The organism is Nocardioides pocheonensis, from assembly GCF_003725535.1.
Classification (GTDB): domain Bacteria; phylum Actinomycetota; class Actinomycetes; order Propionibacteriales; family Nocardioidaceae; genus Marmoricola; species Marmoricola pocheonensis.
This window is the reverse complement of record NZ_RJSF01000044.1, coordinates 72,339-92,779: the sequence shown is the minus strand read 5'-3', so window position 1 is coordinate 92,779 and position 20,441 is coordinate 72,339. Positions and strand designations below refer to the sequence as shown.

Genomic DNA, 20,441 nt, shown 5'->3' with positions numbered 1-20,441 from the left:
CCCCGGCTTCCTACACTGCCGGGATGGATCCCCTCGACGAGCTGCGGCAGCTGATCGCCGAGCACGGCTGGGCCGTGCGGCACGTCGTGTCGGCCGACCCCGCGCAGTGCTTCAGCTACACCGTCGGGCTCACGGCCCACCTCCACCCGGAGGTCGTGATGACGGGGCTGCCGCACCAGGTGGCGCACGCGTTCCTCAACCTGGCCGGGCAGGTGGTCGTCCGCGAGCACGGGCACTTCGCTCCCGGCGAGGAGACCACCGCCCTGGCCGACGGCATGACCTTCCCCGTGATCGCGGTGTCGGACACCTCGGGCCTCACCGCAGTGGCCGAGCTGTACGGCGACGTCCGGGCCGTGCAGATCGTGTGGACCGACTCGCGCGGAAGCCTGCCCTGGGACGAGGACTACGCGAACCCGCCGGGGTCGCAGCCACTGCTCGGCACGCGCTGACCGGCCGACCGGCCGCCCGCGAGGGTCGCCCGGGCAGAATGAGGTCATGACCACCCCGCAGCAGCAGCCCCGTTCGATGTCGGCGCTCGCCCTGGAGTTCCCCCAGTCCCTGGCGATCTACGACAAGTACGAGGACGCCCAGAAGGCGGTCGACTTCCTCTCCGACCACGAGTTCCCGGTGCAGAACTGCATGATCGTGGGCACCGAGCTCAAGCAGGTCGAGCGGATCACCGGCCGGCTCACCCACGGTCGGGTCGCGGCGCTCGGTGCGCTCTCCGGCGTGTGGCTCGGTCTCTTCGTCGGCCTGATCTTCTCCTTCTTCGGCAAGGACTCCCAGGTGCTCGGGATGATCCTGTCGACCGCCCTGCTCGGTGCCGCCTTCGGTGCGGCCTGGGCGCTCGCCGGATTCATCGCCACGCGCGGCCGGCGCGACTTCTCCTCCGTCAGCGCCGTGGTCGCCACCCGCTACGAGGTGCTCGTCGAGCACAAGCACCTGGCCGCCGCGCAGGAGCTGCTGCGCCAGCTGCCCGGCGCGCTGCCGAACCCGTTCGCCTGAGCCCGGGTCGAGTGCCGAGGTGGCTGCCGCGGCGACCAGCTGAGCACTCGACTCGTCACGGGCTCGTCGCAAAGTCGAGCTGGACGCTGCTGCCGTGCCTCGTCACCGTGATGAAGCGGTCGTTCTCGCCGTCGTTCCAGGCCATCGGGCCACCGACGAAGTGCAGGTCCAGCGAGACCTCGAGCGTGAAGTGCTCGGACGATTCCCACGAGGAGACGTGGGCCGAGAGAACCTTCCCGTACGACAGTCGCTGCAGACCTGCCGCGGAGCGCGGCTGTGAGGCCGCGTCGAAGTAACGCCGGGCCGCGGCGAGCATGCCCTCGCGGCGCCACACGTCCAGGAACGTCTGGATCTGGTTCACCGCCCACCGGACGGCCCTCGGGTCGGCCTTCCCGGTGGAGTCCTGGCTGCCTTCGGTCGGTGATCCCGAGGCCGTCGGCTCGTCGGTGCCCGGCGCCGCCGTCCCGGTGGGCCTCGCGGCGCCGGCCGGCTCCGAGGGCTTCCTGCTGCCCTCGTCGCCGACGATCCGGGTGCCGCCCAGGATCACGGCGGCGACCGCAGCAGCGGTGGCGGCTGCCAGCCACCACGTCCGTGCGCCGCGTCGGCCGGGCCCGAGGCCGGCAGCGTCGGGTGCGGGCGACGGGGGCTCTGCGTCGCGCCAGCGGGCGGCGTACTCGCGCAGGCGCTGGTCCATCGGGTCCGCGTCAGACATGGTCGCCTTCTCCGAGCAGCTGGTGCAGGCGCGCCCGCGCCTGGCTCAGCGTCGCCTTGACCGTGCCCGGGGCACAGCCCATGACCGCGGCGATCGTGGCGACGTCGAGGTCCACGAAGTAATAGAGGTCGACCGCGGTCCGCTGCCGCGCACTGAGCGTGGCGATCGCTCGCTCGAGGTCGAGGTCGGCAGGCGTCAGGCGCGTATGCTGTCGGGGATCGTGCACCGACACGGCGGGGGGCCGCGACCGCCTCCGGCCTCGCCGGCCCTGGTCGGCGACGATCGCGAGGAGCCAGGGCAGCGGCGCTCCGCGCTCCGCCTGGTACGTCGCCCAGCGCCGCCACGCGCGCAGCAGGGCGTCCTGCACCAGGTCGTCGCGATCGGCGGCCGACACGAGGCGTGCGGCGAACCTCGTCATCGCGGGCAGGTGCGGCTCGACCCAGGCGGCGAAGTCGTGCGCCGAGTCGTCCGTGACCGCCACCCGTCCTCCGATCAGGGTCGCCTCCATACTCCCGTGTACGCGCGGCCAGTGGTCGTCGGTTTAGTCGAGTCGCGGCCGTGTGTCGCCGAGCCCGTGCGCCGGGAGCCTCACCAGCGGTTGCGGGCCTCCTCTGCCCAGCCGACCAGGCCGTCGAGGGAGACCCGCTCGCCGGCGTCGTCGATCCCCCAGCCGGTGAACTGCCCGAAGCACTGGTGGGTCTCCGAGGCGACGACCAGCAGGTTTGTCCGCGCGACACGTTCGTGGAACGGCGTGAAGGTCACGTCGAGCCGGTCGCCGTGGATCCGCCAGGGGCGCAGCCAGTCGGTGCGGTCGTAGTCCCACCGCACCTCGTCGTGCAGCTTGTGCAGCCGAGTCCCGAGCAGCAGGGCGTTCTCGGTGGAGCCGGTGTCCTCGGTCCACTTCCCGCCGAGCTGGAGGCCGCGGACCTCCCCGTCGACCGAACCGGACCCGGCCGCCCAGTTCCAGGTGAGGGAGTAGGGCCAGCGGCCGCGGCCGTGGTCGAGGACCGCCCAGCCGCTCGCGTCGTACGCCGTGCCCGCCACCGTGAGCGATCCGGTCAGCGGCCGGGCGACGTCCTTGACGGTGTACTGGAACAGCCGGTCGGACCACGGCACCACGACCCCGAGCGACTCGTGACCGACCGGTCGCGCGGCCAGCGCGTCCAGCTCGACGCCTGGCGCGGATGCGCGGAGCCGGGTGCCGCCGTCGACCTCGTCCAGCTCGATCCGCAGACCGCCGGCGGAGACGTGTGTGGAGCCGACCCCGGACCGTGGCGCAAGCTCGACGCCGCGGGCGAGCGGGACGGTCGCCTCGTGCACGGTCTCCACGCCGGTCGCCCGGTCGAGCACGTAGACCGCCTCGACCCCGGCGTAGTCGAGCGAGGAGACGGTCAGGCCGACCACGTGGCTGCCGGTGACCAGCCCCCAGTACTCCCAGCGCTTCGTCCGGCCCCAGCCCCGGAGGTTCGGCCGGTGCAACGGCGTACGGGTCCAGCCGACGGCGGCGCGGTTCAGCCGGCCGCGGGCGTCGCAGAGGTCGACGGGGCCGGTGATCTCGGGCAGCACGCCGCCAGCCTCCCACCGGGACGCGCGGTCGAGTGCTGAATCGGGTGCTGCGGCGACCACCTCGGCACTCGCCCCGCAGGTGTCGGGGCTCGCAACTAGGGTGACGGCGTGGTGTTCGAGGTGCACCGGGCCGATCGCTCGGACCTGCTCGCGGAGGGGTTGGCGCAGCTGTTGCGCGATCCCCTCCCCGACCCGTTCGCCCGTGAGCTGGTGATCGTCCCGGCGCGGGGGGTCGAGCGCTGGCTCTCCCAGCGGCTGTCGCACCGGCTCGGCCCCGCCGAGGGACGGAAGGACGGCGTCTGCGCGGGGGTCGACTTCCGCTCGCCGACCAGCCTGATCGCCGAGGTGCTGGGCACGCGCGACGCCGACCCCTGGGCGCCGGAGACGCTGATGTGGCCTCTGCTGCGGGTGGTCGACGCCGTGTCGGACGAGCCGTGGGCGCGGGTCCTCGCCGAGCACCTCGGTCACGGAGTGCCCGGCGAGGAGGGCGAGCTGCGACGCGGTCGGCGGCTCGCGGTGGCCCGCCGCCTGGCCGGCCTGTTCGCGGCGTACGCCGTGCAGCGGCCGGCCCTGCTGGCCGACTGGGAGGCCGGCGGCCGGGGCGACGGCGGAGAGTCCGGCGGCCGGGAGCTGCCCGACGACCTGGTCTGGCAGCCCGAGCTGTGGCGCCACGTCGTCGCCGAGGTGGGCGAGCCGAGCCCCGTGCAGCGGCAGGCCCGGGTCGTCGAGGAGCTGCGCGCGGGCACCGCGAGCGTCGACCTGCCGCCTCGCCTCAGCCTCTTCGGCCACACCCGGCTCAGCGCCGCGGAGGCCGAGCTGCTGGCCGCGCTGGGCACCCACCGCGACGTGCACCTGTGGTTCCCGCACCCCTCCGACGCGCTGTGGCAGCAGGTCCGCACGCAGCCGCCGACCGGCTGGCGGCGCGACGACCACAGCCACCTCCGCGTGACCCACCCGCTGCTCGCGACCATGGCCCGCGACGTCCGCGAGGGGGAGGCGACGCTGCTCGCGGTCGGCGCCGTCGACGAGGACGTCCGCCGGCTCGAGGGTCGGCCGGCGACCCTGCTCGGCCGGCTGCAGCGCGACCTGGCCGACGACGTCGAGCCCGGGGGAGCGGTCGGCGTCGACGACACCGTGCAGGTGCACGCCTGCCACGGGCCGGCCCGTCAGGTCGAGGTTCTGCGCGAGGTGGTGCTCGGCCTGCTCGCCGACGACCCCACCCTGGAGCCCCGCGACATCGTCGTGATGTGCCCCGACATCGAGGCCTACGCGCCGCTGATCAGCGGCGCCTTCGGGCTCGGCGAGGCGGTCAGCGGCTGCCACCCCGGCCACCAGCTCCGGGTGATGCTGGCCGACCGCTCGCCGACCCAGACCAACCCCCTCCTGGGCGTGCTGGCCCGGGTGCTCGACCTCGCCGACGGGCGCGCGGAGGCGACCCGGGTCCTCGACCTGCTCGCCACCGACCCGGTGCGCCGCCGGTTCGGGTTCAGCGACTCCGACCTGGAGAAGATGACCACCTGGGTCACCACCTCGGGCATCCGCTGGGCGTGGGACCAGGCCGGCCGCGGCCGGTTCGGGCTGGCCGACTTCCCGCAGAACACCTGGCGTTTCGGCCTCGACCGGGTGCTCGCGGGCGTGGCGCTCTCCGACGACTCCGGGCTCTGGATCGGCCCGACCCTGCCGCTCGACGACGTCTCCACCACCGACATCGGCCTGGCCGGCCGCGTCGCCGAGGCGGTCGACCGGCTGCAGGCCCTGACCGCGCAGCTCACCGGCGTCCACGACGTCGGCCGCTGGCTCGACCTGCTGCGCGAGGCGATGGAGCAGCTGGCCGACGTCCCCCGCGGCGAGGAGTGGCAGTTCGCCCAGGCGCACCGCGAGCTCGCCGCGCTCGGCCGCGACGCGACCACGGGCGCCCCGCTCGAGCTGCGGCTTCCCGACGTACGTGCGCTGCTGCACAAGCAGCTGGCCGGCCGGCCGACCCGGGCCAACTTCCGCACCGGCACCCTCACCGTCTGCACCATGACCCCGATGCGCGCGGTGCCGCACCGGGTGGTCTGCCTGCTCGGCCTCGACGACGGCGTGTTCCCGCGCGGCGGCTCGATCGACGGCGACGACGTGCTCGCCCGGCTGCCGCGGGTCGGCGAGCGCGACGTGCGCAGCGAGGACCGGCAGCTCTTCCTCGACGCGATCATGTCCGCCGGTGAGCGGCTGGTGATCACCTACACCGGGTTCAACGAGTCCACCGGCCAGCCGCGGCCGCCGTCGGTGCCGCTGCGCGAGCTCCTCGACGTCGTCACCCGCACGGCGGGCGCCGAGGTGGTCCGGCAGCACCGCTCCCAGGCGTTCCACCCCGACTACCTGCAGCCGGGCCGGATCCACCAGCACGCGCCGTTCTCCTTCGACCCGGCCGCCGCCTCCGCGGCGCGGGCCGCCGCCCGGCCCCGCTCGCGCACTGCCGTCCTGGCCGCCCTCGAGCCGTCGGCTCCGCCCGAGCCCGGCGACGTCGACCTGCGCGACCTGATCGACGTGCTCACCAACCCGGTCCGCGGGTTCCTCCGCCGCCGGCTGCAGATCGACCTGCCCCGCGACGAGGACAAGGTGAGCGACTCGATGCCGGTCGAGCTCGACGGGCTGGCCGGCTGGCAGGTGGGCGACCGACTCCTGCACGAGGTGCTCCGCGGCCGCACGCCGGCCGACGCGTGCCAGGCCGAGTGGCGCCGCGGCACCATGCCTCCCGGCCGGTACGGCTGGCGCCAGACCCACGCGCTCGCGGCGGCCACGACCCCGTTGGTGGAGCTGTTCGAGGCATCCACCCAGGGGGCGGCCCCGCAGGCCCGCGACCTGGCCGTCGACCTCGGCGGTGGCCGCCGGCTCACCGGCTCGGTCACCGGCCTCTACGACAACCGCCTGGTCCGGGTCGCCTACTCCCGGCTGCGGGCCAAGCAGCGGCTCGAGGCCTGGCTCTCGCTGGTCGCGCTGAGCGCCGCCCACCCCGGCCACTGGGTCGCCCGCTCGATCGGACGGGGCGAGGCCGACGCGCCCGCGCGGGCGACGTACGCCGCCGTCGACGAGCCGATGCCGATCCTCGCGGACCTGGTCGGGCTCTACGACCTGGCGATGAGCCGGGTGCTGCCGCTGTGCCCCGACACCGGTCGGCAGTACGCCCTCACCGCCGGCTCCACCCGTCCCCGCTGGATGGTCGAGCGCGACCTGAAGGACCAGTGGCGCAAGGAGAGCGCCTCGATCGACCTGGTCACCGCCTGGGGCCGTCGCCCGAGCTGGGACGACCTGGTCGCCGCACCGGCCACCGCCGGCGGCGAGCACCTCTTCGGCGAGCTCGCGGTGCGGCTCTGGCAGCCGGCGATCGCGCGGGAGCAGGAATGACGACCACGACCCCCAGCACGGGCACCAGCACGCCCGTCTTCGACATCACCGGCCCGCTGCCCGAGGTCGGCACGACCGTCCTGGAGGCCAGTGCCGGCACCGGCAAGACCTACGCCGTCGCGGCCCTGGCGACCCGGTTCGTCGCCGAGGCGGTCGCGCCCCTCGACGAGCTGCTGGTGATCACCTTCAGCCGCGCGGCCACCCAGGAGCTGCGCGACCGGGTGCGCGAGATGTTCGTCGACGCCGCGGCCGCGCTGGCCGACCCGGTCCTGCGCGAGAGCGACGAGCTGTTCGCGGCGCTGGCCAGCGACGCCGACGGCCGCCCGCTCGACGAGGCCACCCTCGCCACCCGGCGCCAGCGCCTGCTCGACGCGGTCGCCAACTACGACGCCGCGACGATCGCCACCACCCACGAGTTCTGCAACGCGGTGCTTCGGTCCCTCGGCGTCGCCGGCGACTCCGACTCGACCGAGACGCTGCGCGAGGACATCTCGGGCCTCTGCGACGAGGTCGTCGAGGACCACTACCTCGCCCGCTACGCCCAGCTCGAGACCGACCCGCCGATCCGCTTCCGGGCGGCCCGCAACGCGGCGCTCCGGGCGGTGGAGGCGCCGCACGCCGAGCTGCGACCGGCCGACGCGGCCGGCGGCTCCGAGCAGGAGGCCCTGGTCTCCTTCGCCGCCGGCGTGCGCGAGGAGCTCGAGCTGCGCAAGCGCAGAGCGGCCGTCTTCACCTACGACGACATGCTCTCCCGGCTCGCCCACGCGGTGGAGCCCGAGGGCTCTGCAGCGGCGCAGCGGATGCGGGCCCGGTGGAGCGTGGTGCTCGTCGACGAGTTCCAGGACACCGACCCGGTGCAGTGGGCGGTGCTCCGGCACGCCTTCGCCGACGAGGTCCGGATGGTGCTGATCGGCGACCCGAAGCAGGCGATCTACGCCTTCCGCGGCGGTGACACCCCGACGTACCTCCGGGCCGTCGCCGACGCCCCGCTCCAGACTCTTGGGGTCAACTGGCGCAGCGACGCCGCCGTGGTCGACGCGCTCCAGGTGCTCACCGGTGGGGCCGAGCTCGGCGACGAGCGCATCCGGGTGCACCCGGTCTCGCCCGCCCCGCACCTCGCCGGCTCCCGGCTGGCCGGCACCGTCGGCGGCGTCCGGCTGCGCCAGGTACGCCGCGACGGGTTCCAGCTCACCAAGTCCGGCACGATCAACATCGGCAAGGTGCGTGACCACATCGCGGCCGACCTCGCCGCGGACATCGCCCGCCAGCTCCGCAGCGGCGCCACCCTCCACGGTCGTCCGCTCACCCCCGGCGACTTCGCCGTGCTGCTGCACTCGGTCAAGGAGGACGCCCCGCGGATCCAGGCCGAGCTCAGCCGGCTCGGCATCCCGTCGGTGTTCAACACCGCGGAGAGCGTGATGCTGAGCCCGGCCGCCACGCACTGGCTCCGGCTGCTCGAGGCGATGGAGAAGCCGCAGCTGCCCGGCCGGATCCGGGCGGCCGCACTCACGCCCTTCTTCGAGACCACCGCCGACGACCTGCTGACCGGCGGCGACGACCTCACCGACGACCTCGCCGAGCGGGTGCGCAGCTGGCTCGACCTGCTCCGCACCCGCGGCGTCGCGGCGATCCAGGGTGCGGCCGGCGCGTCCGGCCTCGCACAGCGCGTGCTCGCCCAGGAGGGTGGCGAGCGGCTGCTCACCGACCTCACCCACGTCGGTCAGCTGCTCCACCAGGCCGGCCAGGAGGAGAAGCTCGGGGTCACCGGGCTGCTCGGCTGGTTGCGCACCGCGATCGAGGAGGGCAACCGCAACGACTCCCGCCGCCGGCGGCTCGACGTCGACGACGAGGCCGTGCAATTCGTGACGATCCACGGCTCCAAGGGCCTGGAGTACCCCCTCGTCTACCTCCCCCAGCTCTTCGACCGCACGGTCAAGGACTGGCCGACCGTGCACGCCTACCACGAGGACGGCCGCCCCTGCCTCGACGTCGCCGACTCCGCCCGGGCGAAGGCGCTGGCCCGCGCCGAGGAGGCGCAGGAGGACCTCCGGCTCGCGTACGTCGCGATGACCCGCGCGTGCGCCCAGGTCACCCTCTGGTGGGCGCCGACGTGGAACGCCCCGAACGGCGCGCTGACCCGGCTGCTCTTCGGCCGCGGCCCCGGTGAGGCGCAGGTGCCCGACCGGGCCCACGTCGGCGAGGACGACGACGCCGTCGACGAGGTGCTGCAGCGCTGGGCGGCGGCGGGCGCCTTCGTGCTCGAGCGCACCGAGCCCGACGGCACCCCGGTCGAGCTGGACCACGTGGTCGGCGACCTCGCTGCCCGCCGGTTCGACCGGGAGCTCGACACGGCATGGCGCCGCACGTCGTACAGCGGGCTGATCCGTGCCGAGGAGCAGGTCGCACACGGGGCCGGCAGTGAGCCCGAGCAGGCCGCGACCGACGACGAGGACGACCCCGAGGACCTCGAGCCCGTCGAGCAGAGCGGGGCCGAGGTCGACCCGTCGCTGCTCTCGCCGATGAACGACCTGCCCGCCGGTGCCACCTTCGGGTCCCTCGTGCACGCCGTGCTCGAGCACGCGGACCCCCAGGCGTCCGACCTGCGTGCCGAGCTGCTCGCCCGGGTCGAGGAGGAGCGCCGCTGGTGGTCGGTCGCCGCGACGTCGGAGCAGCTGGCCGACGCGCTGCTGCCGATGCAGCACACGCCCCTGGGTCCGCTCGCAGACGACCTCACCCTGGCCGACATCGCGCGCGCCGACCGGCTCTGCGAGCTCGACTTCGAGTTCCCGATGGCCGACGGCGACGCGCCCGGCTCGGCGTCGCGCGGCCTCCCGCTCGCCGCGTTCGCGACCGCGCTGCGCCGCCACCTCCCCAAGGACGACCCGGTGCGGGCGTACGCCGACCGGCTCGAGTCACCCTCACTCGGCGCCCAGCTGCTCCGCGGCTACCTGAGCGGGTCGATCGACGTCGTCCTGCGCCTGCCCGGACGCGAGCACGACCGCTTCGTCGTCGTGGACTACAAGACCAACTCGCTCGGCGACCCGACCCGTCCGCTGACCGCGCTGGACTACACGCCGGACCTGGTCACCGACGCGATGCTGCACTCGCACTACCCGCTCCAGGCGCTGCTCTACTCCGTCGTCCTGCACCGCTACCTGCGCTGGCGGCTGCCGGACTACGACCCGCAGCGCCACCTCGGCGGGGTGCTGTACCTCTTCGTCCGCGGCATGGTGGGCCCGGCGACCCCGGTCGTCGACGGGGTGCCCTGCGGGGTGTTCTCCTGGCAGCCGCCGGTCGCCCTGGTCGAGGAGCTGTCGGCGATCCTCGACGGGAGGTCCGGCTCGTGACCACCGTCCCCGAGATCGAGCCGACCAGCCGACGCCTGGCCCTCCGGGCCACCGGCCTGCTGGCAGCGTTCAACCGGGCCGGAGTCCTCGAGGCGGCCGACGTGCACGTCGCGACCCGGCTCGGCGAGCTGGCCCAGGAGCACGACGAGGCCGTCCTGCTCGCGGTCGCGCTCGCGGTGCGGGCCGCCCGCGCCGGCGCGGTGTGCGTCGACCTCGACACCGTCGATGCGACTGTGACGGAGGCCGAGCCGGACCTCCTGGCCACGCTCGCCTGGCCCGAGCGCGCGACCTGGCGCGCAGGCGTGGAGGCCAGTGCGCTGACCCGACTCGGGGTGCTCCGCATCGACGGACGCTGGCTCTACCTGGACCGGCACTGGCGCGAGGAGAAGCAGGTCTGCGACGACCTGCTCCGCCGGCTCGGGCTGGACCGGACCGACCTCGAGCGCGGGCCGGCGATCGACGACGACCTGCTCGACGCCGGAGCCGACCGGTTGTTCCCGCCGACCTGGGACGAGCAGCGCGCGGCGGCGCTCGCCGCGGCCCGACGCTGGACCACCGTGCTCACGGGCGGCCCGGGCACCGGCAAGACCACCACGGTCGCTCGCCTGCTCGCGCTGGTCGCCGAGCAGCACGAGGCCCATCACGGGCAGCCCCCGCGGATCGCCCTCGCCGCGCCCACCGGCAAGGCGGCGACCCGCCTCCAGGAGTCGGTCGCCCGCGAGGCAGCCCAGCTCCCGGACCCCGGCGACCGGGCCAGGGTCACCGGGCTCACCGCCACCACCGTGCACCGGCTGCTCGGCTGGCGGCCCGACAGCAGCACTCGCTTCCGGCACCGCCGCGACAACCCGCTGCCCTACGACGTGGTCGTGGTCGACGAGGTCTCGATGGTCTCCCTGGTGCAGATGGCCCGTGTGCTCGAGGCGTTGCGCGACACCACCCGGCTGGTGCTGGTCGGCGACCCGGGCCAGCTCGCCTCGGTCGAGGCGGGCGCCGTGCTCGCCGACGTCGTCGCCGGCTTCGAGGGATCTCCACGCTCGCCGGTGGTCAGCCTGACCACCACGCACCGCACGCGAGCGGCCGACGGCTCCGCGGCCGTCGACCTCGACCGGCTCGCCGTCGACCTCCGCGCCGGTGACGACGACGCGGTCGTGGCGCGCCTGACCTCGGGCTCGAGCGCCGTCCGGCTGGTCGACCCGGCCGACGAGCCGGCCTTCGGCGGCGTGCTCGCGCAGGTCACCGACGCGGCGTACGCCGTGACGATGCGGGCCGAGCAGTTCGACGAGTCCGACTCCGCGGCCCTCGTGGACCTCCTCGACGACCACCGCCTGCTGTGCGCCCACCGCGAGGGGCCCTACGGCGTCGGCGGCTGGAACCGCCAGGTGCAGCGCCTGGTCGAGCAGCGCACCGGCCTGCAGCACTTCGACGAGTGGTACGCCGGCCGCCCGGTGCTCGTCACCGCGAACGACCCCGGACTCGGGCTCTCCAACGGCGACCTCGGCATCACGGTCCGCCTGCCCGACGGCCGGCTCCGGGTGCTGGTCCGGATCGGCGGCACCACGCGCCTCTTCGCCCCGACCCGGCTCAGCGGGGTCGAGACCGTCTACGCGATGACCGTGCACAAGAGCCAGGGCTCCGAGGCCCGTGCGGTCACGGTCGTGCTGCCGCCGGAGGACTCCCGGCTGCTCACGCGCGAGCTGTTCTACACGGCGGTGACCCGAGCCCGCGAGCAGGTCACCGTGGTCGGCACCGAGGCCGAGCTGCGGGCCGCGATGGGCCGCCGGGTGCAGCGGGCCTCCGGCCTGGCCGACCGGCTGCGCTGACCGGCGCTACTCCCGCGTCGAGACGGTCTTCGCGATCTCCTCCGGCATCGGCTCGTAGTGGGCGAAGCTGCGGGTGAAGGTGCCGGCGCCGTGCGACGCCGACCGCAGGTCGATCGCGTAGCGCACCAGCTCCCGCTGGGGCACGTGGGCCCGCACGCTGGTCCGGTCGTCGCCGACCTTGTCGGTGCCGAGCAGCCGGCCGCGCCGCGCGGAGAGGTCGCTCATCACCCCGCCGACCAGGTCGTCGGGCACGATCACCGAGACCTCGTCGTACGGCTCGAGCAGGGAGACGGAGGACGCGTCCGCTGCCTCGCGGAGGGCCAGCGCGCCGGCGCTCTGGAACGCCATGTCGGAGGAGTCGACGCTGTGCGCCTTGCCGTCGGTGAGGGTGACCCTGAGGTCGACGACCGGGAAGCCGGCGCGGACGCCCTTCTCCATCTGCGCACGGACGCCCTTCTCCACGCTCGGGATGAACTGGCGCGGCACGGCCCCGCCGACCACCTTGTCGACGAACTCGAAGCCGCTGCCCTCGGGGAGCGGCTCGACCTCGATGTCGCAGATCGCGTACTGCCCGTGGCCGCCGGACTGCTTGACGTGGCGGCCGTGCCCCTTCGAGGGCCCGGCGAAGCACTCGCGCAGCGGCACGATCACCTCGCGCTGCTCGACGGCGACGCCGTAGCGCTGCTGGAGCCGCTCGAGCGCGACCTCGGCGTGCGACTCGCCCAGCACCCAGACCACCAGCTGGCCGGTCTCGGCGTTGTGCTCGACGCGCAGGCTCGGGTCCTCGGCGGCCAGCCGGGACAGCGCCGAGGAGAGCTTGTCCTCGTCGGAGCGCGTGGCGGCCTCGATCGCGATCGGCAGCAGCGGCTCGGGCATGTCCCAGGGCCGCAGGACGAGCGGGTGGTCGACGCCGGAGAGGGTGTCGCCGGTCTCCGCCCGGGAGAGCCGGCCGATGGTGGCGATGTCGCCGGCCACCACGCGGGTCGCCGGCACGTTCTGGGCACCGAACGGGTGCGCCAGCACGCCGATCCGCTCGTCCTCGTCGTGGTCCTCGTGGCCCGCGTCGTCGCCGAAGAACGCGGAGAAGTGGCCGGAGACGTGCACCGGTACGTCGGGGCTGAGGCTGCCCGAGAACACCCGGACCAGGCTCACCCGGCCGACGTACGCGTCGCTCGAGGTCTTCACCACCTCGGCCACGAGCGGTCCGGACGGGTCGCAGCTGATCGGGTCGGCGGCCTTGCCGGCAGGGGTGAACACCTCGGGCGGGACGTGCTCGGGGGGCGAGGGGAACGCACGCACGAACAGGTCGAGGAGCTCCGGCAGCCCGACCCCGGTGGCCGCGCAGACCGGGATCACCGGGAAGAACCCGCCGCGGGCGACCGCGCGCTCGAGGTCGGCGACCAGCACCTCCTCGTCGATCGCCTCGCCGGCGAGGTAGCGGTCCATGAGGGTCTCGTCCTCGGACTCCTCGATCACGCCCTCGATCAGCTCGCCACGCCGCGGGTCGTCGGCGCCCTCGGTGATCAGGCCGACGAGGCGGTCCTCCTGCGCGAGGTAGACCGGCAGCACCTTGTCGCCGAACGCGCCCTGGGCCGCGAGGATCACGGCGGCGGCGTCCGCGCGGGCGTGGTCGAGCTTGCTGATCGCGACGGCGCGCGGCATGCCGACCGCGCTGCACTCCCGCCACAGCTGGCGGGTGCTGTCGTCGACGCCCTCGTTCGCGGCCAGCACGAACAGCGCGCAGTCCGCCGCCCTGAGGCCGGCTCGCAGCTCACCGACGAAGTCGGCGTAGCCGGGGGTGTCGATCAGGTTCACCTTCGTGCCGCGGTGCACCAGCGGTGCGACGGCGAGGGAGTTCGACCGCTGGTGGGCGCGCTCGGAGTCCTCGGTGTCGCACACGGTGGTGCCGTCGACGACCGAGCCGGCACGCGGGATCGCGCCGGACTGGGCGAGCAGGGCCTCGACGAGCGAGGTCTTTCCTGACTGTGTGGGCCCGACCAGGACGACGTTGCGGATCCGGTCGGGCCCGGTAGCCGCAAGGTCGTGGTCGGTGGCCTTCCGTGCGCTCTTGTCAGCCATGGGTCCAACCAACTCCGGTCGCGGGCCTCGCGCAAGACCTCCGGGACGACTGGAGGACCGACGACCCCCGGAGAGGGGCACTGTGGCCCCCGCCCCTGGGGTCAGGCCACCGGAGCCGGCCCGACGAGCGCGCCTCCGTGCGGCGGCAGCTCGAGGACGCCGTCGGTGAGGCGGGGGCGGGTCGGCGTCCCGAAGAGCAGGTCGGTCGCACCCTCCACGGGCACGCTCGCGGGACGGTCGCCGAAGTTCACGGCGAGGACGACGTCGTCGCGACGCAGGACGAACAGCCGGGCGTCCTCGTCGACGGTGCACGTCAGCGCGCCGAACGACGGGTCGGTGAGCGCGGGCAGCGAGCGGCGCAGCGCGAGCAGCTCCCGGTACGCCGCGAGCACGACCGCGTGGTCGCCCGACTCCGGCTCCGACCAGTCCAGCTTCGAGCGCTCGAAGGTCGCCGGGTCCTGCGGGTCGGGGACGACCGCGGGGACCCAGCCCATCCGCTCGAACTCCTTGAGCCGGCCCTCCGCCGTGGCGCGGCCCAGCTCGGGCTCCGGGTGGGAGGTGAAGAACTGGAACGGCGTGCTCGCGCCCCACTCCTCGCCCTGGAACAGCATCGGGGTGAACGGTCCGGCGATCGTGAGCAGGGCCGCGCACACCAGCTGGTCGGTGTCCAGGTGCCCCGGCGAGGGGTCGGAGAGCCGGTCGCCCCGCGCCCGGTTGCCGACCTGGTCGTGGTTCTGGTTGCAGACCACCAGCCGCCACGTGGGCATCGCCTCGGTGTCGACCGGCCGGCCGTGCGGGCGGTCGCGAAAGCTCGACCAGGTGCCGTCGTGGAAGAAGCCCCGCTCGCACACCTTCGCCAGGGACGACAGCGGCGCGAAGTCGGCGTAGTAGCCCTCGGTCTCGCCGGTGAGCGCGACGTGCACCGCGTGGTGGAAGTCGTCGCTCCACTGGGCGTCGAGGCCGTGGCCCCCGCCCTCGCGCGGCGTCACCAGGCGGGCGTCGTTGAGGTCCGACTCCGCGATCAGCGTCAGCGGCCGGCGCTGGTGGGCGGAGAGCGCGGCCACCTCGACCGCGAGCTCCTCGAGCAGGTGCATGGGCGAGGAGTCCTCGAGGGCGTGCACGGCGTCGAGCCGCAGCCCGTCGACGTGGAAGTCGCGGAGCCACATCAGCGCGCTGTCGAGGATGAAGCGGCGGACCTCCGCCGATCCCTGGCCGTCCAGGTTGACCAGCGAGCCCCAGGTGTTCGCGCCCTCGGTCTTGAGGTACGGACCGAACTCCGGCAGGTAGTTGCCGGAAGGGCCGAGGTGGTTGTGGACGACGTCCTGCACCACGGCGAGACCGACGGCGTGGGCGGCGTCGACGAAGCGCTGGTACGCCGCGGGGCCGCCGTACGCCTCGTGGACCGCGGACCACAGCACCCCGTCGTAGCCCCAGCCGTGCACGCCGTTGAAGGCGTTGACCGGCATCAGCTCGACCACGTCGACGCCGAGGTCGACGAGGTGCTCGAGGCGGGAGACCGCGCCGTACAAGGTGCCCTCTGGGGAGAACGTGCCCACGTGGAGCTCGTAGACCACCGAACCGCCCAGCTGGCGCCCGGTCCAGGACTGGTCGGTCCACCGGAAGGCGCCGGGGTCGAAGGTGCGCGAGCGGCCGTGCACCCCGTCCGGCTGCCGACGCGAGCGCGGGTCCGGACGCGGCTCGTCGCTGTCGTCGAGGAGGTAGCCGTAGTCCACCTCGCCCTCCGGCACCGGCCCGGCCGGTGTCCACCAGCCGTCGGCGCCCCGGGTCATCGGCACCACCTCGTCGCCGACGCTCAGCCGCACGCGTGAAGGTCGAGGCGCCCAGACGTCGAAGCGTCCGCGCGTGCCGCTCACGCGGCGTCCTCCTCGCGGACCAGCAGCGCCACCGGCAGCGATGCCAGCACCGTGGCCACCTGCACCTCACCCTCGAGGTCGTCGGTGCCGGGCCCGGCGAGGACGTCGCGCCACCGGCCGGCGGGGAGAGTGACCGAGGTGTCGCGCCACCCGCCGGCCTGCTCGAGCCCGACCGGCAGCCGCGTGGCCAGGGTGATCGCGCCACCCCGGTCGAAGCCGAGGAGGTGGCCGGCGGACGGTCCGGAGGCGCTCACGGGCGTGTAGCCGGTGAAGAGGTCGGGTCGGTCCCGACGGAGGCGCAACCCATTGCGCACCACCCACAGCTTGGCCGCCCCGGTGTCGTCCGGACCGTTGAGCGGGCCCGGTCCACCTGTCTCGTCGAGCACCTCGAGGAGGGAGCGACGCCGGTCGAAGTCGACCGGCCGGCGGTTGTCGGGGTCGACCAGGCTCAGCTCCCACAGCTCGCTGCCCTGGTAGACGTCGCAGACCCCGGGGGCGGTGAGGGCGACCAGCTTGGCCGCCAGCGCGTTGCTCCAGCCGGGTCGCACGACCCGGTCGAGCAGCCCGGCCAGGGTGGCCCGCACCTCGACGTCGTCGAACGCCGCGTCGACCGCCCCGTGCACCGCCGCCTCGTACGCCGGGTCGGGATCGGTCCAGGTCGTGTGCCGCCCCGCCTCGCGCATCGCCTTCTCGGCGTACGCGTGCAGCCGGTCACGCAGGTCGGTGGGCAGGTCGCCGAACGGGGAGGTCGGCCAGGCGCCGAGGACCGCCTGCCACAGCAGCGACCCGAAGGCCGGGTCCGGCAACGGTGCCCGCTCCAACAGCCGGTCGACCGCCTCGGCCCAGGCCTCCGGCAGCTCCGAGAGCACGGTGATCCGGGCGCGGACGTCCTCGCCGCGCTTGGTGTCGTGGGTGGTGAGGGTCGTCATCGCGTGCGGCCAGTGCTCCTGGCGGGTCGCCATCGCCGTGTGGAACTCGTCGGCGGAGACGGCGAACACGCTCGGGTCGCCACCGACCTCGTTGAGGCTGGTGAGCGCGGCGTAGCGGTAGAACGCGCAGTCCTCCACCCCCTTGGCCATCACCATGCCGCTGGTCTGCTGGAACCTCAGCGCCGCGGGCGCGCCGGGATCGGACAACACGGGGGCCAGCTCGTCGAGCACCGCAGCGAGGTCCGGGCGCCGGTCGCGCGCCCGCTCGAGGGCGCGGTCGAGCCACGGCCGGCCCTCGGGGAGGTAGGTGCGGTACACCTCGAAGCAGGCCAGCAGTTCCGCCACCGCCTCCTCGAGCCGGTGCACCTCGGTCGTGACGGAGTCCGGCAGCTCGCGCACGATCCGCCGGGTCTCCGAGCGCAGGATGCCGGTCGCGACCTCCAGCTTGCGGTCGTGCACCTCGCGCTCCCAGTCCAGGTCCTTCCCGCGCAGGCGGGTGTCGAGCCCGACCAGCGGTGCCTCTCCGGCCGGGTCGACGAGGACCCGGTCGATCGTCGCGAGCACGTCGTACCCGGTGGTGCCGGCGGTCGGCCAGCTCGACGGCAGCTCCTCACCCTCCGGTTCCTGAGCCTGCCGAAGGGCGAGGATCTTCTCCACCAGCACGTAGGCGCCGTCGGTGAGAGCGGAGAGGTCGTCGAGGTACTCGTGCGGGTCACGCAGGCCGTCGGGGTGGTCGACACGAAGCCCGTCGACGAGTCCGTCGACGAACCAGCGACCGATCTCCCGGTGGGTGGCGTCGAAGACGGCCGGGTCCTCGACCCGCACGCCGGCCAGGGTGTTCACCGAGAAGAACCGGCGGTAGTTCAGCTCGGAGTCGGCCCGCCGCCAGCTCACCAGCTCGTAGTGCTGGCGGCCGTGGACCGCGGTCGCGTCGCCCCCCTCCTCGGTGCCCGGGGACACCGGGAACCGCTGGCCGTGGTAGCTCAGCTCTCCGTCGACCAGCTCCAGGTTCCCGATCGGACCGTCGCCCACCGGCAGGTCGTCGTCGGCGAGCACCGGGATGCGCAGCCGGCCGCCACCGAAGTCCCAGTCGATGTCGAACGCGTCCGCGTGCTCGGAGTCGCGGCCGTGCTCGAGGACGTCCCACCACCAGGGATTGTGCGCCGGCGTCGCGACCCCGGCGTGGTTCGGCACGATGTCGACCAGCACGCCCATGCCCAGGCGGCGCGCCTCCGCCGAGAGCGCCTCCAGGCCGGCTGCGCCTCCGCGCGACTCGTCGACCCGGTCGAAGCGGACCACGTCGTACCCGTGGGTGCTGCCCGGCTCGGCCTCGAGCAGCGGCGACAGGTAGACCCAGTCGACGCCGAGGTCGTGGAGGTACGGCAGCCGGCGGGCGGCCTCGAACAGGTCGAAGTCCGCGGTGACCTGCAGGCGGTAGGTGCTCGCCGGCGTACGACGTTGCGAGGGTCCGCCGGTCACGCGGGTCCCTCCGTCGTCGGCGTCAGCGAGGCGGCGACGCTGCGGTCGACGTCCGGCTCCTCGACCTCGTGGTGCTCGCGCAGCACCACCGTCGAGCGCTTCTCCACGACCAGCGTGGCACCGGCCGCGTGCACGTCGTCCTCCTCGACCACGCCGCCCGTGTTGACCACGACGTTCCAGCCCGTGGCGTAGTCGGCGGCCGGGAGGCTCACCTCGATCCGGTCGCCCACGTTGAAGAACAGCAGGAAGTGGTCGTCGGTGATCCGCTGGCCGCGCTCGTCGCGGCCGGCGATGCCCTGGCCGTTGAGGTACATCCCGAGCGACGTCCCACCGGCGTCCCAGTCGCCCTCCTCCATCGGGCGGCCGTCGGGGTGCAGCCAGACGATGTCGTCGAGCCGCTCGCCGCTGCGCACCGCCTCTCCCGTGAAGAAACGCTTGCGCCGGAACGTCGGGTGCTGGCGACGCAGGCTGATCAGTGCGGAGGTGAACTCCGCCAGGGTGCGGTCGGCCTTGTCCCAGTGCACCCAGGTCAGCTCGCTGTCCTGCGCGTAGCCGTTGTTGTTGCCCTGCTGGGTCCGACCCAGCTCGTCGCCGTGCAGCAGCATCGGCACGCCCTGGCTGAGCAGCAGCGTGACCAGGAGGTTGCGCTGGTCGCGGGAGCGCAGGGCGTTCACCTCCGGGTCGTCGGTCGGGCCCTCGACCCCGTGGTTCCAGGAGCGGTTGTGGCTCTCGCCGTCGTTGTTGTCCTCGCCGTTGGCCTCGTTGTGCTTCTGCTCGTAGGAGACCAGGTCGCGCAGGGTGAAGCCGTCGTGGGCGGTGACGAAGTTGATGCTCGCGAAGGGGCGGCGCCCGGAGTTCTCGTAGAGGTCGGACGACCCGGCGAGCCGCGAGGCGAAGCCGCCGAGCGACGGCTCCCCGCGCCAGAAGTCGCGCACGGTGTCGCGGTAGGCGCCGTTCCACTCCGTCCACTGCGGCGGGAAGTTGCCGACCTGGTAGCCGCCCGGGCCGATGTCCCACGGCTCGGCGATCAGCTTGACCTGGCTGACCACCGGGTCCTGCTGCACGAGCTCGAAGAAGGTGGCCAGCCGGTCGACCTCGTAGAACTCCCGGGCCAGGGTCGCGGCCAGGTCGAAGCGGAAGCCGTCGACGTGCATCTCCGAGACCCAGTAGCGCAGCGAGTCCATGATCAGCTGGAGCGAGTGCGGGTGCCGCACGTTGAGGGAGTTTCCGGTGCCGGTGTAGTCCATGTAGTACTGCGGATCGTCCTCGACGAGCCGGTAGTACGCCGCGTTGTCGATGCCCTTGAAGCTCAGCGTCGGACCGAGATGGTTGCCCTCCGCGGTGTGGTTGTAGACGACGTCGAGGATCACCTCGATGCCGGCTGCGTGCAGGTCGCGCACCATGCCCTTGAACTCCTGCACCTGGGCGCCGACCGGGTGACCGGTGCGCGTCGACGCGGCGTACTCCTCGTGCGGCGCGAAGAAGCCGAGCGTGTTGTAGCCCCAGTAGTTGCGCAGGCCCTTGCTTATCAGCGCGTCGTCCTGGACGAACTGGTGGACCGGCATCAGCTCGACGGCCGTGATGCCGAGGGTCTTGAGGTGCTCGATGACGGCGGGGTGGGCGAGGCCGGCGTACGTGCCCCGCAGCTCCTTCGGTACGTCGGGGTGCAGCTCGGTGAGCCCCTTCACGTGGGCCTCGTAGATCACCGAGTCGGCGTACGGGATGTCGAGGCGGCGGTCACCGGCCCAGTCGAAGAACGGGTTGATCACGACGCTGTGCATCACGTGCGCGGCCGAGTCGTCGTCGTTGCGGACCTCGGGCTGGTCGAACTGGTAGCTGAACACCGCCGGGTCCCAGTCGATCTGCCCGGTGGTGGCGCGCGCGTAGGGGTCGAGGAGCAGCTTCGCCGGGTTGCAGCGCAGGCCGCGCTCGGGGTCCCACGGCCCGTGCACCCGGTAGCCGTAGCGCTGGCCGGGCTGCACCGTCGGGAGGTAGCCGTGCCAGACGTAGGCGTCGACCTCCTGGAGCTCCACGCACTCCTCGGTGCCGCCGTCCTCGTCGAACAGGCAGAGCTGGACGCGCTCGGCGACCTCGCTGAACAGCGCGAAGTTCGTGCCGGTGCCGTCGAAGGTGGCCCCGAGGGGATAGGGCTTGCCCGGCCAGGTCTCCACGGAGCTCCTCAGGGTGGTGTCGCGATGGTGTTGTAACGATCAAAGGGGAAGCGCTCCGTTACCCGCAACCGC

12 protein-coding genes are annotated in these 20,441 nt (G+C 73.6%); 5 read left to right on the top strand and 7 right to left on the bottom strand.

The window, feature by feature from the left end; genetic code table 11:
- Nucleotides 1-23 precede the first annotated feature (23 nt).
- Nucleotides 24-449 carry a DUF4262 domain-containing protein gene (locus EFL26_RS17635; protein ID WP_123224226.1) on the top strand — a complete coding sequence of 142 codons (426 nt, stop codon included), beginning with the start codon at nucleotides 24-26 and terminating at the stop codon, nucleotides 447-449.
- Nucleotides 450-495: 46 nt separating this feature from the next.
- On the top strand, nucleotides 496-1,005 hold the full coding sequence (locus EFL26_RS17630; protein WP_123224225.1) for a YflT domain-containing protein: 510 nt from the start codon (nucleotides 496-498) through the stop codon (nucleotides 1,003-1,005).
- Between the two features lie 55 nt (nucleotides 1,006-1,060).
- Here EFL26_RS17630 and EFL26_RS24330 read toward each other — a convergent pair whose 3' ends face one another.
- From EFL26_RS24330 to EFL26_RS17615, 3 genes are all read right to left on the bottom strand, one after another.
- A complete protein-coding gene (locus EFL26_RS24330; RefSeq protein WP_183408243.1) occupies nucleotides 1,061-1,717 on the bottom strand; it encodes a hypothetical protein in 657 nt (218 codons plus the stop codon).
- On the bottom strand, nucleotides 1,710-2,225 hold the full coding sequence (locus EFL26_RS17620; protein WP_123224224.1) for an RNA polymerase sigma factor: 516 nt from the start codon (nucleotides 2,223-2,225) through the stop codon (nucleotides 1,710-1,712). Before EFL26_RS17620 ends, EFL26_RS24330 begins: the two co-directional genes overlap by 8 nt.
- Nucleotides 2,226-2,305: 80 nt before the next feature.
- Complete coding sequence (locus EFL26_RS17615) at nucleotides 2,306-3,283, bottom strand: DUF2804 domain-containing protein (RefSeq protein ID WP_123224223.1); 978 nt, start codon at nucleotides 3,281-3,283, stop codon at nucleotides 2,306-2,308.
- Nucleotides 3,284-3,391: 108 nt separating this feature from the next.
- Here EFL26_RS17615 and recC point away from each other — a divergent pair, with 108 nt between their 5' ends.
- Genes recC through recD form a run of 3 tightly spaced genes read left to right on the top strand, consistent with a single transcriptional unit; the run spans nucleotide 3,392 to nucleotide 11,837 of the window.
- A complete protein-coding gene (gene recC / locus EFL26_RS17610; RefSeq protein ID WP_123224222.1) occupies nucleotides 3,392-6,670 on the top strand; it encodes an exodeoxyribonuclease V subunit gamma in 3,279 nt (1,092 codons plus the stop codon).
- On the top strand, nucleotides 6,667-10,017 hold the full coding sequence (locus EFL26_RS17605) for a UvrD-helicase domain-containing protein (RefSeq protein ID WP_123224221.1): 3,351 nt from the start codon (nucleotides 6,667-6,669) through the stop codon (nucleotides 10,015-10,017). Before recC ends, EFL26_RS17605 begins: the two co-directional genes overlap by 4 nt.
- A complete protein-coding gene (gene recD / locus EFL26_RS17600; RefSeq protein ID WP_183408242.1) occupies nucleotides 10,014-11,837 on the top strand; it encodes an exodeoxyribonuclease V subunit alpha in 1,824 nt (607 codons plus the stop codon). Before EFL26_RS17605 ends, recD begins: the two co-directional genes overlap by 4 nt.
- Before the next feature lie 6 nt (nucleotides 11,838-11,843).
- Here the strand turns inward: recD and EFL26_RS17595 are convergent, their stop codons facing one another.
- From EFL26_RS17595 to glgX, 4 genes are all read right to left on the bottom strand, one after another.
- Complete coding sequence (locus EFL26_RS17595) at nucleotides 11,844-13,916, bottom strand: elongation factor G-like protein EF-G2 (protein ID WP_123224220.1); 2,073 nt, start codon at nucleotides 13,914-13,916, stop codon at nucleotides 11,844-11,846.
- A gap of 101 nt (nucleotides 13,917-14,017) precedes the next feature.
- The gene (gene treZ, locus EFL26_RS17590) at nucleotides 14,018-15,790 is read right to left on the bottom strand and encodes a malto-oligosyltrehalose trehalohydrolase (protein WP_123224219.1); all 1,773 of its coding nucleotides are present in this window, start codon (nucleotides 15,788-15,790) and stop codon (nucleotides 14,018-14,020) included.
- Entirely contained in the window at nucleotides 15,787-18,198 is a 2,412-nt protein-coding gene (treY, locus tag EFL26_RS17585) for a malto-oligosyltrehalose synthase (RefSeq protein WP_123224218.1), read from the bottom strand. The genes treZ and treY overlap by 4 nt, the downstream gene beginning before the upstream one ends.
- On the bottom strand, nucleotides 18,195-20,369 hold the full coding sequence (gene glgX / locus EFL26_RS17580; protein ID WP_123224217.1) for a glycogen debranching protein GlgX: 2,175 nt from the start codon (nucleotides 20,367-20,369) through the stop codon (nucleotides 18,195-18,197). Before glgX ends, treY begins: the two co-directional genes overlap by 4 nt.
- Between the last annotated feature and the right edge of the window lie 72 nt (nucleotides 20,370-20,441).

Coding starts and splice junctions, on each gene's coding strand:
- EFL26_RS17635 (WP_123224226.1), top strand. CDS start 24: ATGGATCCCCTCGACGAGCTGCGGCAGCTGATCGCCGAGCACGGCTGG.
- EFL26_RS17630 (WP_123224225.1), top strand. CDS start 496: ATGACCACCCCGCAGCAGCAGCCCCGTTCGATGTCGGCGCTCGCCCTG.
- EFL26_RS24330 (WP_183408243.1), bottom strand. CDS start 1,717: ATGTCTGACGCGGACCCGATGGACCAGCGCCTGCGCGAGTACGCCGCC.
- EFL26_RS17620 (WP_123224224.1), bottom strand. CDS start 2,225: ATGGAGGCGACCCTGATCGGAGGACGGGTGGCGGTCACGGACGACTCG.
- EFL26_RS17605 (WP_123224221.1), top strand. CDS start 6,667: ATGACGACCACGACCCCCAGCACGGGCACCAGCACGCCCGTCTTCGAC.
- EFL26_RS17595 (WP_123224220.1), bottom strand. CDS start 13,916: ATGGCTGACAAGAGCGCACGGAAGGCCACCGACCACGACCTTGCGGCT.